Origin of the sequence: Acinetobacter sp. 251-1 (assembly GCF_030329305.1) — a bacterium.
Lineage (GTDB): Bacteria > Pseudomonadota > Gammaproteobacteria > Pseudomonadales > Moraxellaceae > Acinetobacter > Acinetobacter piscicola_A.
Genome location: NZ_JACANS010000009.1, coordinates 49,944 through 69,614, shown reverse-complemented (window position 1 = coordinate 69,614; position 19,671 = coordinate 49,944). Strand labels below are relative to the sequence as shown.

Annotated in this window: 17 protein-coding genes and 1 tRNA gene; 10 read left to right on the top strand and 8 right to left on the bottom strand. The window is 39.6% G+C overall.

Annotation, left to right across the window (positions count from 1 at the left end):
- Nucleotides 1-55 precede the first annotated feature (55 nt).
- Both HX129_RS09045 and HX129_RS09040 read right to left on the bottom strand, forming a co-directional pair.
- Entirely contained in the window at nt 56-943 is an 888-nt protein-coding gene (locus HX129_RS09045) for an SDR family NAD(P)-dependent oxidoreductase (RefSeq protein ID WP_286434897.1), read from the bottom strand.
- A 249-nt stretch (nt 944-1,192) separates the two neighbouring features.
- The gene (locus HX129_RS09040; protein ID WP_130072293.1) at nt 1,193-2,470 is read right to left on the bottom strand and encodes an O-acetylhomoserine aminocarboxypropyltransferase/cysteine synthase family protein; all 1,278 of its coding nucleotides are present in this window, start codon (nt 2,468-2,470) and stop codon (nt 1,193-1,195) included.
- A gap of 342 nt (nt 2,471-2,812) precedes the next feature.
- Here HX129_RS09040 and ettA point away from each other — a divergent pair, with 342 nt between their 5' ends.
- Nucleotides 2,813-4,474 (top strand): energy-dependent translational throttle protein EttA, encoded by a 1,662-nt coding sequence (ettA, locus tag HX129_RS09035; RefSeq protein ID WP_130072292.1) that lies wholly within the window; start codon nt 2,813-2,815, stop codon nt 4,472-4,474.
- Nucleotides 4,475-4,563: 89 nt separating this feature from the next.
- Here the strand turns inward: ettA and HX129_RS09030 are convergent, their stop codons facing one another.
- Together HX129_RS09030 and HX129_RS09025 are read right to left on the bottom strand one after the other, a co-directional pair.
- Entirely contained in the window at nt 4,564-4,974 is a 411-nt protein-coding gene (locus HX129_RS09030; protein ID WP_165353027.1) for a tetratricopeptide repeat protein, read from the bottom strand.
- A gap of 187 nt (nt 4,975-5,161) precedes the next feature.
- Nucleotides 5,162-5,503, bottom strand: a complete 342-nt coding sequence (locus HX129_RS09025) for a tetratricopeptide repeat protein (protein WP_130072291.1) — start codon at nt 5,501-5,503, stop codon at nt 5,162-5,164.
- Between the two features lie 499 nt (nt 5,504-6,002).
- Between HX129_RS09025 and HX129_RS09020 the strand changes: the two genes are divergently transcribed.
- Nucleotides 6,003-6,959 (top strand): cation diffusion facilitator family transporter, encoded by a 957-nt coding sequence (locus tag HX129_RS09020; RefSeq protein WP_180047104.1) that lies wholly within the window; start codon nt 6,003-6,005, stop codon nt 6,957-6,959.
- A 32-nt stretch (nt 6,960-6,991) separates the two neighbouring features.
- Here HX129_RS09020 and HX129_RS09015 read toward each other — a convergent pair whose 3' ends face one another.
- The 4 genes from HX129_RS09015 to HX129_RS09000 all read right to left on the bottom strand — a co-directional run bounded on the left by HX129_RS09015 (nt 6,992) and on the right by HX129_RS09000 (nt 9,566).
- Entirely contained in the window at nt 6,992-7,336 is a 345-nt protein-coding gene (locus tag HX129_RS09015) for a zinc-ribbon domain-containing protein (protein WP_286434896.1), read from the bottom strand.
- Nucleotides 7,337-7,444: 108 nt separating this feature from the next.
- A tRNA-Glu gene (locus tag HX129_RS09010) sits at nt 7,445-7,520 on the bottom strand.
- Nucleotides 7,521-7,611: 91 nt separating this feature from the next.
- Nucleotides 7,612-9,120 carry a glutamate--tRNA ligase gene (gene gltX / locus HX129_RS09005; protein WP_286434895.1) on the bottom strand — a complete coding sequence of 503 codons (1,509 nt, stop codon included), beginning with the start codon at nt 9,118-9,120 and terminating at the stop codon, nt 7,612-7,614.
- 140 nt (nt 9,121-9,260) lie between these two features.
- Nucleotides 9,261-9,566: a DUF4179 domain-containing protein gene (locus HX129_RS09000; RefSeq protein ID WP_286434894.1), complete on the bottom strand. Its 306-nt coding sequence runs from the start codon at nt 9,564-9,566 to the stop codon at nt 9,261-9,263.
- Between the two features lie 372 nt (nt 9,567-9,938).
- Between HX129_RS09000 and HX129_RS08995 the strand changes: the two genes are divergently transcribed.
- The 8 genes from HX129_RS08995 (at nt 9,939) to mraY (ending at nt 19,654) form a co-directional block, all read left to right on the top strand.
- On the top strand, nt 9,939-10,934 hold the full coding sequence (locus tag HX129_RS08995) for a sulfate ABC transporter substrate-binding protein (protein WP_286434893.1): 996 nt from the start codon (nt 9,939-9,941) through the stop codon (nt 10,932-10,934).
- A gap of 243 nt (nt 10,935-11,177) precedes the next feature.
- Nucleotides 11,178-12,194 (top strand): sulfate ABC transporter substrate-binding protein, encoded by a 1,017-nt coding sequence (locus tag HX129_RS08990; RefSeq protein WP_130072286.1) that lies wholly within the window; start codon nt 11,178-11,180, stop codon nt 12,192-12,194.
- Nucleotides 12,195-12,519: 325 nt separating this feature from the next.
- Complete coding sequence (rsmH, locus tag HX129_RS08985) at nt 12,520-13,446, top strand: 16S rRNA (cytosine(1402)-N(4))-methyltransferase RsmH (protein ID WP_286436164.1); 927 nt, start codon at nt 12,520-12,522, stop codon at nt 13,444-13,446.
- Entirely contained in the window at nt 13,443-13,775 is a 333-nt protein-coding gene (gene ftsL, locus HX129_RS08980; protein WP_130072284.1) for a cell division protein FtsL, read from the top strand. The genes rsmH and ftsL overlap by 4 nt, the downstream gene beginning before the upstream one ends.
- Before the next feature lie 9 nt (nt 13,776-13,784).
- Nucleotides 13,785-15,620, top strand: a complete 1,836-nt coding sequence (gene ftsI / locus HX129_RS08975; RefSeq protein ID WP_286434891.1) for a penicillin-binding protein PBP3 — start codon at nt 13,785-13,787, stop codon at nt 15,618-15,620.
- Nucleotides 15,621-15,627: 7 nt separating this feature from the next.
- On the top strand, nt 15,628-17,118 hold the full coding sequence (locus tag HX129_RS08970) for a UDP-N-acetylmuramoyl-L-alanyl-D-glutamate--2,6-diaminopimelate ligase (RefSeq protein WP_286434922.1): 1,491 nt from the start codon (nt 15,628-15,630) through the stop codon (nt 17,116-17,118).
- Nucleotides 17,119-17,126: 8 nt separating this feature from the next.
- Nucleotides 17,127-18,536, top strand: a complete 1,410-nt coding sequence (locus HX129_RS08965; RefSeq protein WP_286434890.1) for a UDP-N-acetylmuramoyl-tripeptide--D-alanyl-D-alanine ligase — start codon at nt 17,127-17,129, stop codon at nt 18,534-18,536.
- Nucleotides 18,536-19,654, top strand: a complete 1,119-nt coding sequence (gene mraY, locus HX129_RS08960; protein WP_130072280.1) for a phospho-N-acetylmuramoyl-pentapeptide-transferase — start codon at nt 18,536-18,538, stop codon at nt 19,652-19,654. The genes HX129_RS08965 and mraY overlap by 1 nt, the downstream gene beginning before the upstream one ends.
- Nucleotides 19,655-19,671 lie beyond the last annotated feature (17 nt).

Sequence of the window (19,671 nt, the reverse complement as noted above, 5' to 3'; positions counted from 1 at the left end):
TTGTGAAATAAAAAAACCGCCAAAAGGCGGTTTTTTTATGGCTTAGTAATCAAGATTACCAATGCTCACCAGGGAATAAACGTGCATACGCTTTTTGGATGAGATTTAATTTTTCCTTCTTCCCAACAGAAGCACTTGAGCTTGGGAATAAATTAAAACCAATCGACATCAGTTTGTTATTAATCTCAGGTGCAATCGAGTAAGTAATTGATGCCAGACGTCCAAGATGAGTTGCCACTTTTTTCGGACGCTTCACGATTGCATAAGCAATCAAATCTGCGGCTTGTTCAGGCGAAAGGGTCGGCACATATTTATAAATTTTGGTCGGTGCAATCATTGGTGTACGCACAAGTGGCATGTAGACCGAGGTAATCGCAATCTTATGTGAATGCACTTCGGCAGATAGACAGCGGCTAAACGCATCCAATGCTGCTTTTGATGCAACATATGCTGAGAAGCGAGTGGCATTTGCCAATACGCCAATCGAACTGATATTGATAATCTGACCATTTTTACGATGCATCATTTGCGGTAAAATATTGAGCACTAAACGTACTGCACCAAAATAATTTAACTGCATAGTGCGTTCAAAGTCGTGAAAACGATCAATGGACTCATGTACTGCACGGCGAATCGAACGCCCTGCATTGTTGATCAAAATATCAATATGATCGACAGATGAGATAATCTGTTTGGATACGATATCGATGGCATCCATATCATTCAAATCACATGGGAAAATATCTGCTTTTCCGCCCTTGGCTTGAATGTCTGCTTGCACTTCTTTTAGTGTTTCTTCGGTGCGTGAGACCAAAAGAACATGTGCACCTGCATCTGCAAGTTTATGTGCAACGGTTAAACCAATACCACTCGATGCGCCTGTGATTAAAACGACTTTATCCTGTACTTTTTGTTGGAAAAGTTGTTCTAGTTTTTTGTTCATATTTATTTTCCCTGTAAATAAAATATGCCATGAAACAGAGGTGTGTGAATCATCATGAAAAACGAGACTCTATAAGCGGCAAGTTTAACGGAAAATAATGAAAACGCTATAAATAAATATATGAATATAAAGTAATTTTTAGAGTAAAAGCTCTATTTTTTGAATTTTCATAATAGAATGATCAACATACATGGATTGCGTCTAAAAAGCAAAAAAGACCTGAGTTCAGGTCTTTTAAGTGTTTAAAAATTATACTTTGTCGAGTGCTTGTGCTAAATCGGCAATTAAATCATCAATATGCTCAATACCTACAGATAAGCGGACCATATCAATGCTGACGCCCGCAGCTTTGAGTTCATCTTCATTGAGTTGGCGATGGGTTGTTGTTGCGGGGTGGCACGCTAAACTTTTCGCATCACCGATATTCACTAAGCGAGTGAAAAGTTGTAATGCATCAATGAAGCGAGTTCCACCTTCACGGCCATCTTGCACACCAAAAGATAAAATAGCAGAGGGTTTACCTTTGACATATTTTTGTGCCAAAGCATGTTGTGGATGGTCTTTTAAACCTGCGTAATTGACCCATTTCACTTTTGAATGTGCTTGTAAATATTCAGCCACTTTTTGTGCATTTTCAGTATGACGTTCCATACGCAAGTTTAATGTTTCTAAACCTTGAAGAATCAGGAAAACGCTTAGAGGACTGATCGCAGCACCGGTATTGCGTAATGGTACAACACGGGCACGTGCAATATACGCCGCCTCACCTAAAGCTTCTACGTAGTTCACACCGTGATAACTTGGATCAGGCGTATTGAGCACTTTAAAGCGTTCAGGATATTTACCCCACGGGAATTTACCACTGTCCACAATCGCGCCACCGATAGAGTTACCATGACCACCAATATATTTGGTTAATGAGTGTACAACGATGTCTGCACCATGTTCAAAGGGTTTGAGTAGGGCAGGTGTCGCAACTGTGTTATCTACAATCACGGGTACGCCATATTCATGGGCAATTTTTGAAATCGCTTCAAGATCAATGATATTCCCAAGCGGGTTACCAATCGACTCTACAAAAACCAATTTAGTTTTGTCATCAATCAGATCATGCAAACTTTCAGGTTTTTGATAATCGAAGAAACGAACTTCGATGCCTTGCTTTGGAAGGGTGTGTGCAAATAGGTTATACGTTCCACCATAAAGTGTTGAAACAGAAACAATATTGTCACCCGCTTCAGCGATGGTTTGAATAGAATAAGTAATGGCGGACATACCCGAAGCCAATGCCAAAGCCCCAATTCCCCCTTCAAGTGCAGCAAGACGTTGCTCTAAAACGGCAGTGGTTGGGTTCATGATCCGTGTGTAGATATTGCCCTGAACTTTAAGGTCAAATAAATCTGCGCCATGTTGGGTGTCATCAAAAGCATAAGAAGTGGTTTGATAAATAGGCACAGCCACAGCTTTAGTGGTCGCTTCAGGTGTATAACCTGCATGAATTGCTAGCGTTTCATCCTTATACGTCATAGTTACGTCATCTTCGTGAGTTAAATATGAAATCAGTTTAGCACTTATGGATATGAAATAAAGCGCAAATATAATGAATATTTATCTAAAAATTTCATATAGATGATTATTTTTCATTGAATACTGAAAAGCATTCATGCTGTTAGGCTTTGATTTAAAATTAAACAGAAAAATTGTTGTAACATTCTATACAAGATGGGTGACATACCTTATGTTTTAGGGACTTTCATCGTATAATGCAGCGATTATTTTTTTGCTCATTGAGCATGGAGTTAGCAATCATCCTGATTTTTTAGGAAAAATGCGAACTCCACCATTTGGTTTTCTATTGAGGAGTCCTACGTGGCCCAATACATTTACACGATGAACCGTGTGTCGAAGATGGTTCCGCCGAAACGCGAAATCTTAAAAGACATCTCTTTATCATTCTTTCCAGGCGCAAAAATTGGTGTGCTTGGTTTAAACGGTGCAGGTAAATCTACCTTGCTTCGTATTATGGCGGGCGTAGATAAAGATTTCTCAGGTGAAGCACGTGCACAACCAGGTATTAAAATTGGTTATTTAGAGCAAGAACCACCATTAGACGAAACTAAAGACGTGCGTGGTAACGTTGAAGATGGTTTACGTGAACCATTGGATGCTTTGGCGCGTCTTGACGAAGTATTTGCTGAATATGCGGCTGAAGATGCTGACTTCGATGCGCTTGCAAAAGAGCAAGAGAAGTTGGAAGCGATTATCCATGCTTGGGATGCACATAATATTGTCAACCAAATGGACCAAGCTGCTGCTGCGTTAAACCTTCCAGCTTGGGACGCAGACGTATCTAAGTTATCTGGTGGTGAGCGCCGTCGTGTTGCATTATGTCGTTTACTTTTATCTAAACCAGATATGTTGCTTCTTGATGAACCGACGAACCATTTGGATGCATCATCTGTTGCATGGTTAGAACGTTTCTTAAAAGACTTCCCTGGTACGATTGTTGCGATTACGCATGACCGTTATTTCTTGGACAACGTGGCGGAGTGGATTCTTGAACTTGACCGTGGTATGGGTATTCCTTATCAAGGGAACTATTCTTCTTGGTTAGAGCAGAAAAATGCACGTTTAGAGCAAGAGAATAAGCAAGAAGAATCTTTTGCTAAAGCATTGAAAAAAGAACTTGAATGGGTTCGTTCAAATGCCAAAGGTCAGCAAAAGAAAAACAAAGCGCGTATGGAGCGTTTTGAAGAGCTTAACTCACGTGAGTTCCAACAGCGTAATGAAACTTCTGAAATCTACATTCCACCTGGTCCACGCCTAGGGAATAAAGTTGTAGAAGTTGAAGGCATTAGCAAATCGTTTGGTGATCGTACGCTTTATAAAGATTTATCCTTTGTTGTTCCACCTGCTGCGATTGTGGGTATTGTGGGTGAAAACGGTGCGGGTAAAACTACACTATTTCGTATGATGACAGGTGAGCAACAACCTGACACAGGTACTGTAGTGCTAGGTGAATCAGTTAAAGTGGCTTACGTAGGTCAGATTCGTGACACGCTTGATGACAACAAAACGGTTTGGGAAGAAGTTTCTGGCGGTTTAGACATCTTACGGATCGGTGAATATGAAATTGCATCACGTGCGTATATCGGTCGCTTTAACTTTAAAGGGCAAGATCAGCAAAAACGTGTAGGTCAATTGTCAGGTGGTGAGCGTAACCGTTTACAACTTGCAAAAATCCTGCAAATGGGTGCAAACGTGATTTTACTCGATGAACCGTCAAACGACTTGGACATCGAAACTTTACGTGCGCTTGAGGATGCAATTTTGGTATTCCCAGGTACAGTGATGGTGATCTCGCATGACCGTTGGTTCTTAGACCGTATTGCAACACACATCTTGTCATTCGAAGGTGAAACACCAGAATTCTTCACAGGTAACTATGCTGAATTTGAAGAATACCGTCGTAAACGTGATGGCGATGACCTTGTAACTAAGCGTCAAAAATATCGTAAAATTGGTGTATAAATCACCATGTTGAACATAAAAACCAGCTTTAATGCTGGTTTTTTATTATGCTGTATTATTTAAAGTCCAAAGTATTGAATTGATCAATCTTAAGCATTTATTTTGATTAAGTAATAAAGCTTGCTAAGCTCATTTGATGCTTCAATATGTCCTTGATTTGCAGCTAAATTTAACCACATTTCTGCTTTTTCTAGATTGGGTTCTAACCCCAATTGACCATTGAGATACAGCATACCCAATTTGAACTGGGCGGTACTATAACCTTGTAATGCAGCATTTAAAAAATACCAAATCGCATTGCGTTGATGGCTATTCGGATTTTCCTCTGTCAGTGTATAGGGTAGCGATGAAAAGCTATTTACAGATAAATGTTCAAAATGTTGGGCACGTTGATAACTGCGCAGGGATTCAGAAAACAAATGGCGATGTAGCACAAGACTTGTTGAAAAGTAAGAGATAATAGATTTTTTTATATAACGCTGTAATTGATTAAAATCCATTTTATTGTGCTCGCAAGACAATAAGTTACTGATAAAGAAAAAGCAAAAAAAATACCCTTTTGCTTTTTCTAGTAGGTTCTCACAAGTTTTCAAGAAACTTATGAGGTTACATGATTATCATTGTGTCGCTCTAAACTTAAAAAATTCTTAGTAAATGTTCAAAATAAATTGGTTTAGGTCAAGATAATTATGAAAATGCCAATTGATTATATGCTTTTTTCAGTTCTTCCTTTGCAAAAGGATGTCCTTGATGAGCAGCTTGTTCTAGCCACTTCTCTGCATGAATATAGCTACGATCTAAACCTAAATGTCCATTGAGATAGTTTAAGCCCATTTGATATTGTGCTTCTTGATCACCGCGTAAAGCAGCACGTAGATAGCCCCACATGATGTTGCGAGTGTCATGAGTTTCTATTGAACAGCTAGATGATGGTCGTCCATTGAGTAGAGCTTCATCGTTTATGTTGATCTCAGTCATTGAGTGCGATGAAGTGCTTCCTAAAAAGCGTTTAAAAATATGTACTAACATATAAACCTCCTTGCTAATCCATTAACAAAGTTTTGTCATTACTACCTTTGAATCTAAAGTAGATATCAATAATGTAGCGTTTTTTTTAATTTTTTCAAATAATAAATTGTAATTTGTCAATATATGAATGTATGAGTTTATATATAAAAGAACAAACGATCTGTAAATTCTTTGAAGAATCATTTATTTTTAAAATAAATTAAATTTTTATCTGTTGGTGTTGAGGGAATGTACAAAAATATGAGGGATGTTTTATTTAATTTATTTGTTTATATATTTTTAATTTATAAATAGTTATGATTTATTTTGTGTGTTATTGAAATTTATTATAGAGTAAATTTTTGTAAAATTAATGATTTAGATATTTATGAGCGCGTTTTGAAAAATGTGAATAGAAACGTGAATAAGTGAATATGCTTTAAGCGTTTAAAGTACTGTTTTTTTCATATTGAGACGTTACAATCAAAAAATCGTTGCTTTTATAGGCTGAGGTAGTGGAATGAGTGATCATCATGGGCATGACCACAGTCATGCGGTTGTGACAGAGCAAAATGCAAAAAAACTCACGATTGCGCTTATTCTTACGACGCTATTTTTGGTTGTCGAAGTCATTGCAGGCTTTTTGACACAGAGTTTGGCATTGTTGTCAGATGCGGCACACATGTTTACAGATGCCGCTGCCTTAGCGATCGCATTGGTTGCGATTCGAGTTGGAAAACTGCCTGCAGATGATAAGCGCACTTTTGGTTATCAGCGTTTTGAAATTTTAGCTGCATTGTTTAATGCTTCTATGTTGTTCATGGTAGCGATTTATATTCTCTATGAGGCATATCAACGTTTTAGTCAGCCGCCAGAAATTCAAAGTTTAGGCATGTTGATAGTTGCTGTGATTGGCTTGGTGATTAATCTCATTTCAATGAAGATTTTAATGTCGAGTGCCAAAGATAGCCTTAATGTAAAAGGGGCTTATTTGGAGGTATTCAGTGATGCGCTTGGTTCTATTGGTGTAATTATTGGGGCAGCACTGATCTATTTTACTGGATGGGTGTGGGTGGATACCTTGATCGCGGTATTGATCGGATTTTGGGTTTTGCCACGTGCTTGGACTTTACTCAAACAAAGTATCAATATTTTATTGGAAGGTGTGCCTGAAGAAATTGATATTGAGAAATTACGCCAAGACTTATTATCTCTGCAGGGGGTGGAGAGTATCCATCAATTGAAAGTATGGGCGATTAGCTCCAAAAATGTACATTTAACTGTGCATTTATTGGCTCCAACAGCGGATCGTAATGCATTATATCAACAAGCTTTAGAGCTACTGAGTCATGAATACGGGATCACTGAAATGACGTTGCAAATTGAGGATAACGAATGTGTGGCGCTTACTCATGAGCATGCAAAACCAGATACACATCGTGATGATGAGGGATCTACACACTCACATTCACATTAAATGAATATGAGTGTGGCTTGATCTCTTTTTAATTATTGAATATGCCATTCATGGTTGCATTCACGGCATTTCCAATGTTTATTGGCATTCATAAAAGATTGCATTGAAATTTTAAAGTCAGGTAGATCACGCCAAAAAAATACACCTGCAACGACACAGATCAGGAAAGCCACTACAGTTGCAATTTGTAAAGTTTGTCCAGCACCATCACCAAAGATCCACATTGCAATACTAATGATCACTAAAAGTAATAGCACAAATACGGCAGGAATGAGGATAACCAAGCTTTTGGGTACCATAGGGCGAACTGCTGCAGTATCACCGTTAGCAACAGGAAGAATTTTAGAACTTTGGCATTTTGGGCAACGGTATTGCATTGCGACTCCACATAATATTTTCTGATTTGATTTTAGCGGATTGTGATCAAAATAAAAAATTTTTGGCAATAAAAAAGCCACTGAATATGTCAGTGGCTTTTTCGAATTTGGCGTTCCTACGGGGATTCGAACCCCGGTTACCGCCGTGAAAGGGCGATGTCCTAGGCCTCTAGACGATAGGAACTTATGAGGCAACAGGATTAGGTTTTTCAACCATCTCGCTGTATGGGCGCTATATTAGGGGTATAACGCCCATGCGTCAACTAAAAAATTCATTAAGCTTCATCAACTGCATCATTTTTCGGCAATTTTAAGCTTTCATTGAGTTTTTCCCACGCTTTTGTTTCTTTTTTGCTCGGACCGCCGACAATTTCAAGCGCATGACGTAAACGGGCAAAGGTTAAATCTGGACCAATGGTGACCATAGACTGCATGACAGGGGTTGAAGAGGTTGAACCTGCAATGGCAATAAAGAAGGTTGGCATAAAGTCACGTAGTTTGATTTCCATCTGATTTGCCAAATCCATGAGGGTTTGGCTAACCGTGTCATTGTTCCATGTAAACATGTTCTCTAAACGCCAAATGGCAAATTGTAAGCTTTGACGAACTTGTTCTTCCGTCAATTTTTTGCTTTCAAATTGTTCTTTGGTAATGTTTGGGAATTGGTTGAAATAAAAACCTGCCCAATTGACTGCTTCAGACAATAAATTGATGCGTGGTTGAATAGCAGCAGCAATATCTTCTAAAGTTTGACGGTCAGATTTCCATGCCAATAATGTATCTAGCAGTTCAGAAGGGCTGAGACCTTTGATCCATTGACCATTTAACCAATTGAGTTTTTCCACATCAAAGATTGGTCCACCCAAAGATACACGTTGAATGTCAAAGTGTTCGATCATTTCAGCCAAAGTGAATTTTTCACGCTCATCAGGCATTGACCAACCCATACGACCTAAATAGTTCAATAGGGCTTCAGGTAGCACACCAATATTTTTATAGTAATTAATTGATGTTGGGTTTTTACGTTTAGATAATTTTGATTTATCAGGATTACGTAACAACGGCATATGGCAGAGTACAGGCATCTCCCAGCCAAAATATTGATACAATAATTGATGCTTAGGTGCAGAAGGAATCCATTCTTCACCACGAATGACATGCGTGATTTCCATCAAGTGGTCATCCACGACATTGGCTAAGTGGTAAGTTGGTAAACCATCAGTTTTAAGTAAAATTTGCATGTCGACTTGCGCCCATGGAATTTCAACTTCACCACGTAGCATATCGTTAAATTTACAAATGCCTTCGGTTGGCACTTTCATACGAATGACATGTGCTTCACCTGCTGCTAAACGGCGTTGTACTTCTTCTTCTGAAAGTAATAAACCACGTCCGTCATAACGCGGACTTTCACCACGTGCTTGCTGTTCTGCACGCATTTGATCAAGTTCTTCTGGTGTTGCAAAACAGTAGAAAGCATGACCCTTTTTAACTAAATCAAGTGCATATTGTTTATAGATGCCCATACGCTCAGATTGGCGATAGGGTGCATGTGGACCACCCACATCTGGACCTTCCGACCAATTTAAACCTAACCAACGCAATGAGTCTAAAATCATTTGTTCAGATTCAGGGGTAGAACGTAATTGGTCAGTGTCTTCGATGCGTAGAATAAATTCACCACCATGTTGTTTAGCAAAACACAGGTTAAATAACGCAATATAAGCTGTACCTACATGAGGAAAGCCTGTTGGAGACGGAGCAATACGGGTACGAACGGTCATAATCAACTATTATTCAGAATGTAAATTGGCACTATTATAACGAAAAAGCCCTATTGCTTAAGGGTTAATTCACCAATAAACGATAGGGCGTGTTCATTCTTGGGGGAATGAGGATTTAGAACAGTCTAAAGGAGTTAAAATTAAGAGTTATACGGTTGAAAAATTGCTTGTACAAAACGAGAAAAACGTTGGTGCTGTTCTGCTAGAAAGTTTTGTGATGCAGGTGTTTTTAAAGACGTAAAAACTTTAATATCATCTTGATTTAAAAGTAGTTTACCTTCACGTTTTTGCTGACTTAAGGCTTTTTCAATCGGTGATTTTTTGTCTGTGATCACTTGAAATGCTGTTGTATTTTGGTTGTTTGCAATCGCAGCAGCTTGCGCTGCTTCTAGACCTAAACCTAAGGTTAAGCCAAGCACAAATAATTGAACAGTACGTGATTTCATTGTATTCCCCCACCAAGGATATTATTTTTGTCTAAGAAACTCATCTTATGACGGTATTTTAACCAAAAATAGTCACAATATGTACAATAGTGTCACATATTTTTACAAAATTGACTTTTTTTGACAGTCTGTGCCAAAAAATGCGTCTAATTGTAAGAGCGGCATATTATTAGCAAAGAAATGTGTAGTTATTGTGAAGAAGTATACATTTTCATTAAAATAATCAAAATACATATTTTGAGATAAGTATCTATATTTAAATGATATCTAAAATGTAGATATAAGCTTGATTAAAAATTATAAGTATTTGATTTTAAAATAAAAAAATAACAAATAATGTGTTTTTAATATAAAAAATAAGTGTGAATTGCAATGAAAAAAATGATATTGGTTAGTCTTTTGGGTTTATTAGGACTCAATAGTGCAACATATGCGGCAAGAGAGTTTTTAAATGTTTCTTATGATCCTACACGAGAGTTTTACCAAGAATACAATAAAAATTTTGGACAGTATTGGAAGTCGAAAACAGGGCAGGATATTGATTTTAAACAGTCGCATGGGGGATCAGGTAAACAAGCACGTTCTGTGATTGATGGCTTGCAAGCTGATGTAGTGACGCTGGCATTAGCAAATGACATTGATGAAATTGTGAAAGCGGGTCTGATACAAAAAGATTGGCAAAAAGAATTTCCAAATAATTCGGCACCTTATACTTCAACAGTAGTTTTTTTGGTACGTAAAGGTAATCCTAAGAACATTAAAGATTGGAACGATTTAATCAAACCAGGTGTTGAAATCGTCACACCAAATCCGAAAACAGGAGGAGCACCACGTTGGATTTATCTCTCTGCGTGGGGGTATGCACTCAAACAACCTGGTGGGAATGATGCTAAGGCACGTGAGTTGGTTAAAAAGCTGTATAAAAACGTCAAAGTATTAGATTCAGGGGCGCGAGGTTCATTAACTACTTTTGCTGAACGTGGCATAGGGGATGTGCTGTTGTCTTGGGAAAATGAAGCAATCTTGGCAACTTCAGGTCCTGATAAAGACAAGTATCAAATTATTTATCCATCTATCTCAATTTTAGCTGAGCCTTCGGTGGCAATTGTCGATAAAAATGTGGATAAAGATGGTAATCGTAATTTAGCCAAAGGTTATTTAAATTACTTGTATTCTCCTCAAGGGCAGGAGTTGGCAGCTAAATATCATTTCCGCCCTCGTGATGCTAAAGCTGCTGCTAAATATGCTGCTAAATTTCCAAAAATTAAATTATTTACCATTAATGATGTATTTGGTGGTTGGGCAAAAGCACAGCAAACTCATTTTGTGAATGGGGCGATTTATGACCAAATTTCCGCTGAAAAATAAAACAGAATGATTTGCATCTCTGTAGCAAAAAGAGAATTTCATATTCTCTTTTTTGTATAAGCAATGCTAAAAAATCTATAAAATATAAATAAGTAGATTGTTTTCCTGTTTTTATAAGGAGAAACAAATAATTAACGATTTATTTTGATATGGTTTTGAGACCCACAAGAAAATTATTAAATTGCGGTTTATCTGCTTATTTCATATATTTAGCACAATTCAAGATTTTAGTGCTGAAATGTCATGAAAATTCAAGTGAAAACATGGCTACATGTTGCATTGCTTGCAGCAGGTGTAGCGGTGACTTCAAATGTAGCGCAAGCTGCTGATCGTCAATTTTTAAATGTTTCTTATGATGCAACGCGTGAGTTCTACGATGAATTTAATCAATCGTTTGGCACATATTGGAAGAATCGTACAGGGCATACCGTAAACTTTAAACAATCACATGGTGGTTCGGGCAAGCAAGCACGTTCAGTTGTGGACGGTTTAAAAGGTGATGTGGTCACACTTGCTTTGGCGAATGATATTGAAGAAATTGTAAAATCAGGTCAGATTGATAAAGGTTGGCAGAAAGAATTTCCGTATAACTCTGCGCCTTATACTTCAACGATTGTTTTTATGGTGCGTAAAGGTAACCCAAAACATATTAAAGATTGGACAGACTTGACTAAACCAGGTGTGCAGATCATTACTCCTAATCCAAAAACAGGTGGTTTACCCCGTTGGATCTATTTATCTGCATGGGGTTATGCACTGAAACAGCCAGGTGGTAATGATGCTAAGGCACGTGATTTTGTGTCAAAAATGTACCATAATGTCAAGGTAATGGACCCTGCTGCACGTGCGTCTATGACGACTTTTGCTGAGCGTGGCATTGGGGATGTTTTACTGACTTGGGAAAATGAAGCCATGATCAGTAAAAAAACGTTGGGTAATAAGTTTGATATTGTTTATCCATCAATGTCGATTTTGACTGAGCCTTCTGTTGCGATTGTAGATAAGACCGTGGCGAAAAACGGGAATAAATGGTTAGCAACAGGCTATATTAACTATTTGTATTCTCCATTAGGTCAAGACATGGCAGCACGTCATTTCTATCGTCCACGGAATGAGAAAATTTTAGCGAAGTATGCAAAACAATTTCCTGCTTTAAAAACGTTCACGATTGATGAAGTCTTTGGTGGTTGGCCTAAAGCGCAACAAACCCACTTTGTAAATGGCGGTGTGTTTGATCAAATTTATAATGACAAGCGTTAATTTTTTGCGTTCTAGCATCCGAAAGCCAATCAAATAAGATTGGCTTTTTTTATTGTGTAGCATGATGAGCAATAGAGCCTAAATGCTCTTTAAGGTTTAGACCTTATTATTTGTACCCGTAGATTGAAGATATGGCATGTGCATCACTGAGGTACTCATTTACATATAATCATTTCTAAAAAGTCTGAAAACAACTCTACTTTTACTTAAATAAACGGTTTTCCCCATCGAAAGTAATATTTTCCTACAAAAAGACGTTTGGAGCTTTGCAAAAACAAGGTAATAATGTGCAGTTACATTTTCTGACTGAATTGAACCTAAACTTATGTCCCATATTTCTGTATTGCTACATGAAACTGTTGATGCGCTCCTTGCTGACCGAGATACAGGAATTTATATTGATGGGACTTTTGGACGTGGCGGTCATACCCGATTATTATTGTCTAAATTAGATGAAAATTCACAAGTTTTTGCCTTTGATAAAGACCCTCAAGCTTTGGCGGTGGGAGCTGAACTTGAGCAAGAAGATTCACGTTTTAAAATTATTCACGCCAGTTTTGCGGACTTACAACAAGAATTGAATCAGCGTGGTATTGAACAAGTTGATGGTGTGATGGCAGATTTAGGCGTGTCTTCACCTCAGCTAGATCAAGCAGAGCGTGGTTTTAGCTTTATGAAAGATGGCCCTTTAGATATGCGAATGGACAATTCGCAAGGTCAAACTGCGGCTGAATGGTTGGTTGAGGTGGATGAGGAACATTTGGCAAATGTGATTTTTCAGTATGGCGAAGAGCGTTATAGTCGCCGCATTGCCAAAGCTATTAAACAAGCAGGTTATATTGAAACCACAGTACAATTGGCGGAAATTGTAAAAGTTGCACATCCAAAATGGGAAAAAAATAAACATGCTGCAACCCGTACTTTTCAGGCGATTCGTATTGAAATTAATAAAGAATTAGATGATGTGCATACATTTTTGCCTCAAGCGGTAGAGGTACTAAAAGCACATGGGCGTTTAGCTGTTATTAGTTTCCATTCTTTAGAAGATCGAATTATTAAACAATTCATACAAAAAGAATCGACCTTAGCAGAAGATAATGGTTGGGGATTGCCACAAAAAGTCAGCGATACACGTCGTTTGAAAAAAATTGATCGTGTACGTGCAAGTGAAGCAGAAGTGAAAGAAAATCCACGTTCACGGAGTGCTTGGCTTCGTGTCGCAGAACGCTTAGAACCTAAAGGCGCAGAATGAAAGAAGAAATTATAGAAGAGCGGACAAATCGACAAGCAATAAAAAAAGTAGTGTATTACGCTTTTTTGTTAGTATTGGTACTAGGTAGTGCCTTTATGGTGGTGCTGCAAGTTTTTGCTTATCGTCATGATTTCCGCGAATTGAATAGCTATATGCGTGAAAGAGAAACCATTAATGCAGAGTGGGGACGTTTGTTGATTGAACAACAAACTTTTGGTGCAACTGCACAGATTGGTACACGTGCAGTGACGCAACTTCGTATGTATTCTCCACCCGCAGCGCAAACCGTTGTGATTTCATTACCGTCTGAAACTGAGCAAAAAAAATAGGCACGTTGTATGGCAGATCAGCAAAACAAAGCAACACGTCAACCACGAAAAAAACAGCAGCCTATTTCCGCTAAGTCTTCTGTTGCTGTGGATATGTGGCGTTATTATTTGATGTGGGGCGTAGTGCTCCTGTGTTTTATCATGTTGGTTGGGCGCGCTTTTTACGTGCAAGTGATTAATAAAGACTTTTTACAAAATAAAGCCAACGCTAATATTTTAAGAACAGAAAAACTCAAAGCGATGCGTGGTGTGATTAGTGATCGTCATGGTGTACCTTTGGCCATCAGTACGCCAATCATGAAAGTGGTGATTGATCCACGTGAATATTTTGAAACCAAAGCACAGTTTGACAAAGTTACTGAAGAGCTGAAAAAAACACCAGAAAGCCGTAAATTAAAACGCCAATTACCTGATGAAAATTTAAATTTAGATGAACTTGCCGATGCAGTAGGTATTGATCGTGCGGATTTAAAGAAAAAATTAGCTGAGCGTCCACGTTCACGCTATTTGGTACTGAAAAAAGAAGTGCCACCGCCGCAAGCGGATTTGATTACACAGCGTAAATTTGCGGGTGTGTATTCGGAAAAAACCTATAAACGTTATTATCCACAACCGCAGCCCAATGCGCAGATTATTGGTTTGACCAATAGTGAGGGTACAGGGATTGAGGGCTTGGAAATGCAGCTCAATACCCGTTTGGCAGGTGAAGATGGCGAGCAAAGAATTTCCCGTGATAAACATGGTAATCGCATCACAATTCCTGAAGTGGTTAAAGAAGTCACGCCTGGTGAAAATATTACGCTCAGTATTGACTCACGTTTGCAATATATTATGTACCGTGAGTTGACGGCGGTAGGTGTGGCGAATAGTGCTCGCTCTGCATCTGCGATTGCAGTGGATGTAAAAACGGGTGAAATTTTAGCCATGGGGAGTTGGCCATCTTATAATCCAAATGATAAAAATGGTTTAAAAAACAAAGATGCCATGCGTAACCGTGGGGCGATTGACATGTTTGAACCTGGTTCAACCATGAAACCATTTACCGTTGCAGCAGGTTTGGAAAGTGGTAAATACACGCCAAATTCTATTGTAAATACCAGCCCTGGTTCAATGCGTTTGGGTTCACATACGATTCGTGATACGCATAACTATGGTGCATTGACAGTCACAGGTGTGATTATCAAATCTTCCAACGTGGGTTCTGCTAAAATTGCTTTATCTTTACCAAAAGAGGCTTTGCCAAGTTTCTTCCGTAAAGTCGGTTTTGGTGAGCGTTCTGCGGTGAAGTTCCCAGGCGAAAGTAGTGGTCTGGTTTTACCGCCAAATAAACTGAATTCTTCGCAAATCGGTACGATGGCCTATGGTTATGGTTTGAACGCGACGATTTTACAGTTAGCACAAGGCTATGCCATGTTAGCCAATCATGGAGTGGAATATCCACTTAGCCTATATAAACTGCAAGATCAGCCAAAAGGCAAACAGGTTTTAGAACCTAAAATTGCCGATGATGTGCTGTTGATGCTTGAGCAAGTGACCATGCCAGGTGGTACCGCTCGGCAAGCCAATATTCCCGGTTATCGTGTTGGGGGTAAAACAGGGACAGCACATAAACTGCGTCCTGACCATAAAGGGTATTCGAATACCGAGTATCGTGCGCTATTTGCGGGTGTTGCCCCGATTAGCGATCCACGCTTAGCGATTATTGTGGTCGTGGAAAATCCACGTGGGCAATATTATGGTGGTTTGGTTGCTGCCCCTGTTTTTGCAAAAATCATGCAAGAATCTTTACGTTTAATGAACGTACCCCTTGATAAACCTCTCGATTCTGTAAATCCATCCAAATAGGTGAATGATGACGATCCATTTTCAAGACATTTATCCCGTCGACAATCCCCCAACTTGGATGGTTACACCATTTCAAGGCTTTTGTTTAGATAGTCGAGCTATAAGCGCAGGGCAAATTTTTATTGCCCTGAATAGCTTTTCACAACCTGAAAAAACCTTACAATTTGCTCAGTCTGCACTAGATAAAGGTGCTTTGGCAGTGATCAGTGAGAATGATCTTACACTTGAAAATAGTTGGACGTTTCCTGATGTGCGCCAGCATATGGGGCAATGGCAAAAACAATATCTAGCAGCGACTCAGCCCGTAGGTGCGGCACGTGTATTGGCTGTAACAGGGACCAATGGTAAAACCACGATTTCTCGTTTGGTTGCTGAGCTGTTGATGCTCAAAGGCAAAAAATGCGCTGTGATGGGCACCACAGGGAACGGGATTTTACCGAATCTTGAAGCCTCTTCGCATACCACTTTAGATGCGTTGCAAATGCAAAATTCACTGCATCAATTTGCTGCAAACGGTGCGGAATTTGTGTCTTTAGAAGCGAGTTCCCATGGTTTAGAGCAAGGGCGTTTGAATGGTGTTGATATTGAAATCGCTGCTTATAGTAACTTAAGTCGTGATCATTTAGATTATCACGGTACGCTTGAAGCATATGCTGAAGCCAAGTCCCGTTTGTTTAAATTTCCAAGTTTAAAAGTGGCGATCATCAATGTGGATGATGCACATGCAGACGTGATGTTGGATGCAGCGAGTAGCAATCAATCACATCCGAAAGTGTTGACTTATTCCACCTCGAAAGCCGCAGATTATCAAGTCTTTGGGATTCAATACAGTTTGGAAGGCGCAAGTTTTCATTTAAAAACTGAAAAAGGTGAATTTACCGTTAATAGTCCTTTGCTTGGGCATTTTAATATTGAAAATTTGCTTGCGAGTCTGATTATGGCTGAACAGGCAGGTTATGACTTGGCAGATCTCATTGCATTGGTTCCTCAGTTAAAAGGTGCACCAGGACGTATGCAAGTCATTCGTGATGAAGATCGTTTGTTTGTCGTGGATTATGCACATACGCCTGATGCATTGACACAGGTGTTAAAAACCCTGAAACGTCATGTTGAAAATCAGTTATGGGCTGTGTTTGGTTGTGGTGGTGATCGTGATCGTGGCAAACGTCCATTGATGACCAAGGCGGCTTTAGAGCAAGCCAATCCGATGATCATTACATCAGACAATCCGCGTACTGAAGATCCTGAACAAATTTTTGCAGATATGAAACGTGATGTTGACTTCAGTCAGCATGATGTTCATGAAATCCATGATCGTCGTGAAGCGATTAAATATGCGGTAAAACATGCCCAATCAGGCGATATTGTTGTGATTGCAGGAAAAGGGCATGAAGACTATCAGGAAATTGATGGCGTCCGTCATTGGTTTGATGATGTCGTTGAGGTGCAGTCTGCAGTAGATATGCACCGTCATAAAACAAATTCTCCAGCTCAGTAGGAATAGAGATGCACACCTCGACCACCAGTACTGTGCCTTTAGAGCCATGGTCAGCAGCTGAGCTTGCTGAAGCGACTCAAGGTTATTGGTATTTAGACAAAGCACCACAAGGTGAAATAAAACGTATTTTGACAGATTCACGTCATGCTGAATCGGGTGATGCATTTCTTGCGCTTAAAGGTGAGCGTTTTGATGCACACAACTTTGTGGCACAAGTGGCACAAAATGGTTGTCAGGTTGCCATCGTCAGTCAACCTGTTGATGCCGATATTTGTCAGCTTGTGGTTGCAGATACACGCTTAGCTTTGGGGCATTTAGGTGCATTCCGCCGTGCTCAATATCCACAGTTAAAAGTGATTGCGTTAACAGGTAGTAGTGGTAAAACCACCACCAAAGAAATGTTGGGCAGTATTCTTTCACGTTTAGCACCGACTCTGATTACCCGTGGTAATTTAAATAATGATCTGGGCGTACCGATGATGCTTTTAGAGCTTCGTGCTGAGCATCAGTATGCTGTGATGGAACTCGGTGCTAGCCATCAGGGTGAAATTGATTATACCTCGAAGCTTGTGCAACCGCATGTGGCAGGGATTTTAAATATCGGTACTGCACATTTGGGTGAATTTGGTGGGCGTGATGGTATTTGCCGTGCCAAGTCTGAAATTTATGCGCATATCGATTCATTAGGCACTTCGATTGTCCCTGCTCAGGATGATTTTAGCGATGCCATTCGCCAAGCTGTAAAAACTGAACAGGTGCTTAGCTTTGGTCAGGGCGGTGAAGTTTTTGCAACAGATGTGCAGTTACAACCACAATCGGCAATCTTTACGCTCAATACGCCTCAGGGCACACGAACAGTGAATTTGCCTTTTGCGGGTGAGCATAATGTACACAATGCTGAAGCGGCAACTGCTTTTGCTTTAGCGATTGGCATCGCTTTAGATGATATTGTTATGGGTCTTGAGCAAGCGCAAGGGGCTAAAGGTCGTCTAAATTTTATTCAAAAAGACAATTACTTGTTTATTGATGACACCTATAATGCCAACCCAACTTCGATGCGTGCTGCGGCTGAGGTCTTAGCACAGCAAGAAGGCATCAAAGTGATGGTGATTGGGGATATTGGCGAGCTGGGTAATACTGCTGCACAACAGCATTATATGTTGGGGCGTGATCTTGTTTCGGTTAAAGGAATTAACTTTGTGGTTGCAGTGGGTGAGTTTTCACCTGCAATCCAAGAGGGTGCAAGAAGCACGCAATATGGTAAAAAATTGCAGGCGTTTTTAACACAAGCGCAAGCATTACCCCTTTTAATGAGTTTAATTGAAACGCATCAACCACAGTCCATGAGTTTCCTGTTTAAAGGTTCTCGTTATACCCATATGGAAACGTTGATGGCTGATTTGATGGAGAAAGTTTAATGCTGTTTTGGTTGTTTCAGCATCTAGCGGGTTATGAAAACTCATTTCAAGTAGTACGCTACTTGTCGCTACGTGCTTTGCTCAGTGTCTTAACGGCACTCGCAATCGGTTGGGCTTTAGGTCCTGTCATGATTCGTAAATTGCAAGCCTTAAAATATGGTCAAGCAGTCAGTTCTTTTGCACCAGAAAATCATGCGAAGAAAATGGGTACACCGACCATGGGCGGGATTTTAATTCTTTTGTCGATTGGGATTAGTACTTTACTTTGGGCAGATTTATCCAATCCTTATGTTTGGATTGTGTTGGCAGTCATGGTGATTTTTGGTGCCGTGGGTTGGGCCGATGACTGGATTAAAGTACGTTATAAAGACAATGCTGGTCTACCTGCAAAGAAAAAGTTTTTCTGGACTTCTGTAGGTTCATTAGGTGCAGGTATTGCGTTGTATATCATTTCAACGCAACAGGAAAATCCTGTACATGCAGCGAATATGTTGGATCTACTGATTCCATTTTTTAAAAACCTCAGTATTCCTTTGTCTGCAATTCCTTTTGGTATTGGCTTCATTATTTTCACTTATTTAGTGATTAATGGTGGCTCAAATGCAGTCAACCTAACCGATGGTTTAGATGGTTTGGCGATCATGCCGATCGTATTGGTTGCGGCAGGTTTGGGTGTATTTGCTTACTTGGCAGGTGATATTCGTTTTGCCAATTATTTACATATTCCTTATGTAAAATATACCTCAGAACTTGTGATTGTCTGTGCGGCAATGATTGGTGCAGGTTTGGCTTTCCTTTGGTATAACGCGCATCCTGCACAGGTGTTTATGGGCGATGTTGGCGCATTATCACTCGGTGCGATGCTTGGTACAATTGCGGTTATGGTTCGCCAAGAAATCGTATTTGCCATCATGGGTGGTGTATTTGTCGTAGAAGCAATTTCGGTATTCCTACAAATCGGCTCATTGCGTATGCGGAATAAACGTGTGTTTTTAATGGCGCCTTTGCATCACCATTATGAGAAAAAAGGCTGGCGTGAAACCCAAGTCGTGATCCGTTTCTGGATTATTACAATTATGCTGGTAGTTTTAGGTCTAATGACTTTAAAATTGCGTTAAGCAAAAGTTGTTGAAGA

Bases quoted from the DNA above. Each gene is read 5' to 3' on its own strand.
- ftsL (WP_130072284.1), top strand. From the start codon at position 13,443: ATGAAAGAAGAAATTATAGAAGAGCGGACAAATCGACAAGCAATAAAA.
- HX129_RS09040 (WP_130072293.1), bottom strand. From the start codon at position 2,470: ATGACGTATAAGGATGAAACGCTAGCAATTCATGCAGGTTATACACCT.
- rsmH (WP_286436164.1), top strand. From the start codon at position 12,520: ATGTCCCATATTTCTGTATTGCTACATGAAACTGTTGATGCGCTCCTT.
- HX129_RS09030 (WP_165353027.1), bottom strand. From the start codon at position 4,974: ATGGATTTTAATCAATTACAGCGTTATATAAAAAAATCTATTATCTCT.
- ftsI (WP_286434891.1), top strand. From the start codon at position 13,785: ATGGCAGATCAGCAAAACAAAGCAACACGTCAACCACGAAAAAAACAG.
- HX129_RS08970 (WP_286434922.1), top strand. From the start codon at position 15,628: ATGACGATCCATTTTCAAGACATTTATCCCGTCGACAATCCCCCAACT.
- HX129_RS08995 (WP_286434893.1), top strand. From the start codon at position 9,939: ATGAAAAAAATGATATTGGTTAGTCTTTTGGGTTTATTAGGACTCAAT.
- HX129_RS09025 (WP_130072291.1), bottom strand. From the start codon at position 5,503: ATGTTAGTACATATTTTTAAACGCTTTTTAGGAAGCACTTCATCGCAC.
- mraY (WP_130072280.1), top strand. From the start codon at position 18,536: ATGCTGTTTTGGTTGTTTCAGCATCTAGCGGGTTATGAAAACTCATTT.
- HX129_RS08990 (WP_130072286.1), top strand. From the start codon at position 11,178: ATGAAAATTCAAGTGAAAACATGGCTACATGTTGCATTGCTTGCAGCA.
- gltX (WP_286434895.1), bottom strand. From the start codon at position 9,120: ATGACCGTTCGTACCCGTATTGCTCCGTCTCCAACAGGCTTTCCTCAT.
- HX129_RS08965 (WP_286434890.1), top strand. From the start codon at position 17,127: ATGCACACCTCGACCACCAGTACTGTGCCTTTAGAGCCATGGTCAGCA.
- HX129_RS09020 (WP_180047104.1), top strand. From the start codon at position 6,003: ATGAGTGATCATCATGGGCATGACCACAGTCATGCGGTTGTGACAGAG.
- HX129_RS09000 (WP_286434894.1), bottom strand. From the start codon at position 9,566: ATGAAATCACGTACTGTTCAATTATTTGTGCTTGGCTTAACCTTAGGT.
- HX129_RS09045 (WP_286434897.1), bottom strand. From the start codon at position 943: ATGAACAAAAAACTAGAACAACTTTTCCAACAAAAAGTACAGGATAAA.
- HX129_RS09015 (WP_286434896.1), bottom strand. From the start codon at position 7,336: ATGCAATACCGTTGCCCAAAATGCCAAAGTTCTAAAATTCTTCCTGTT.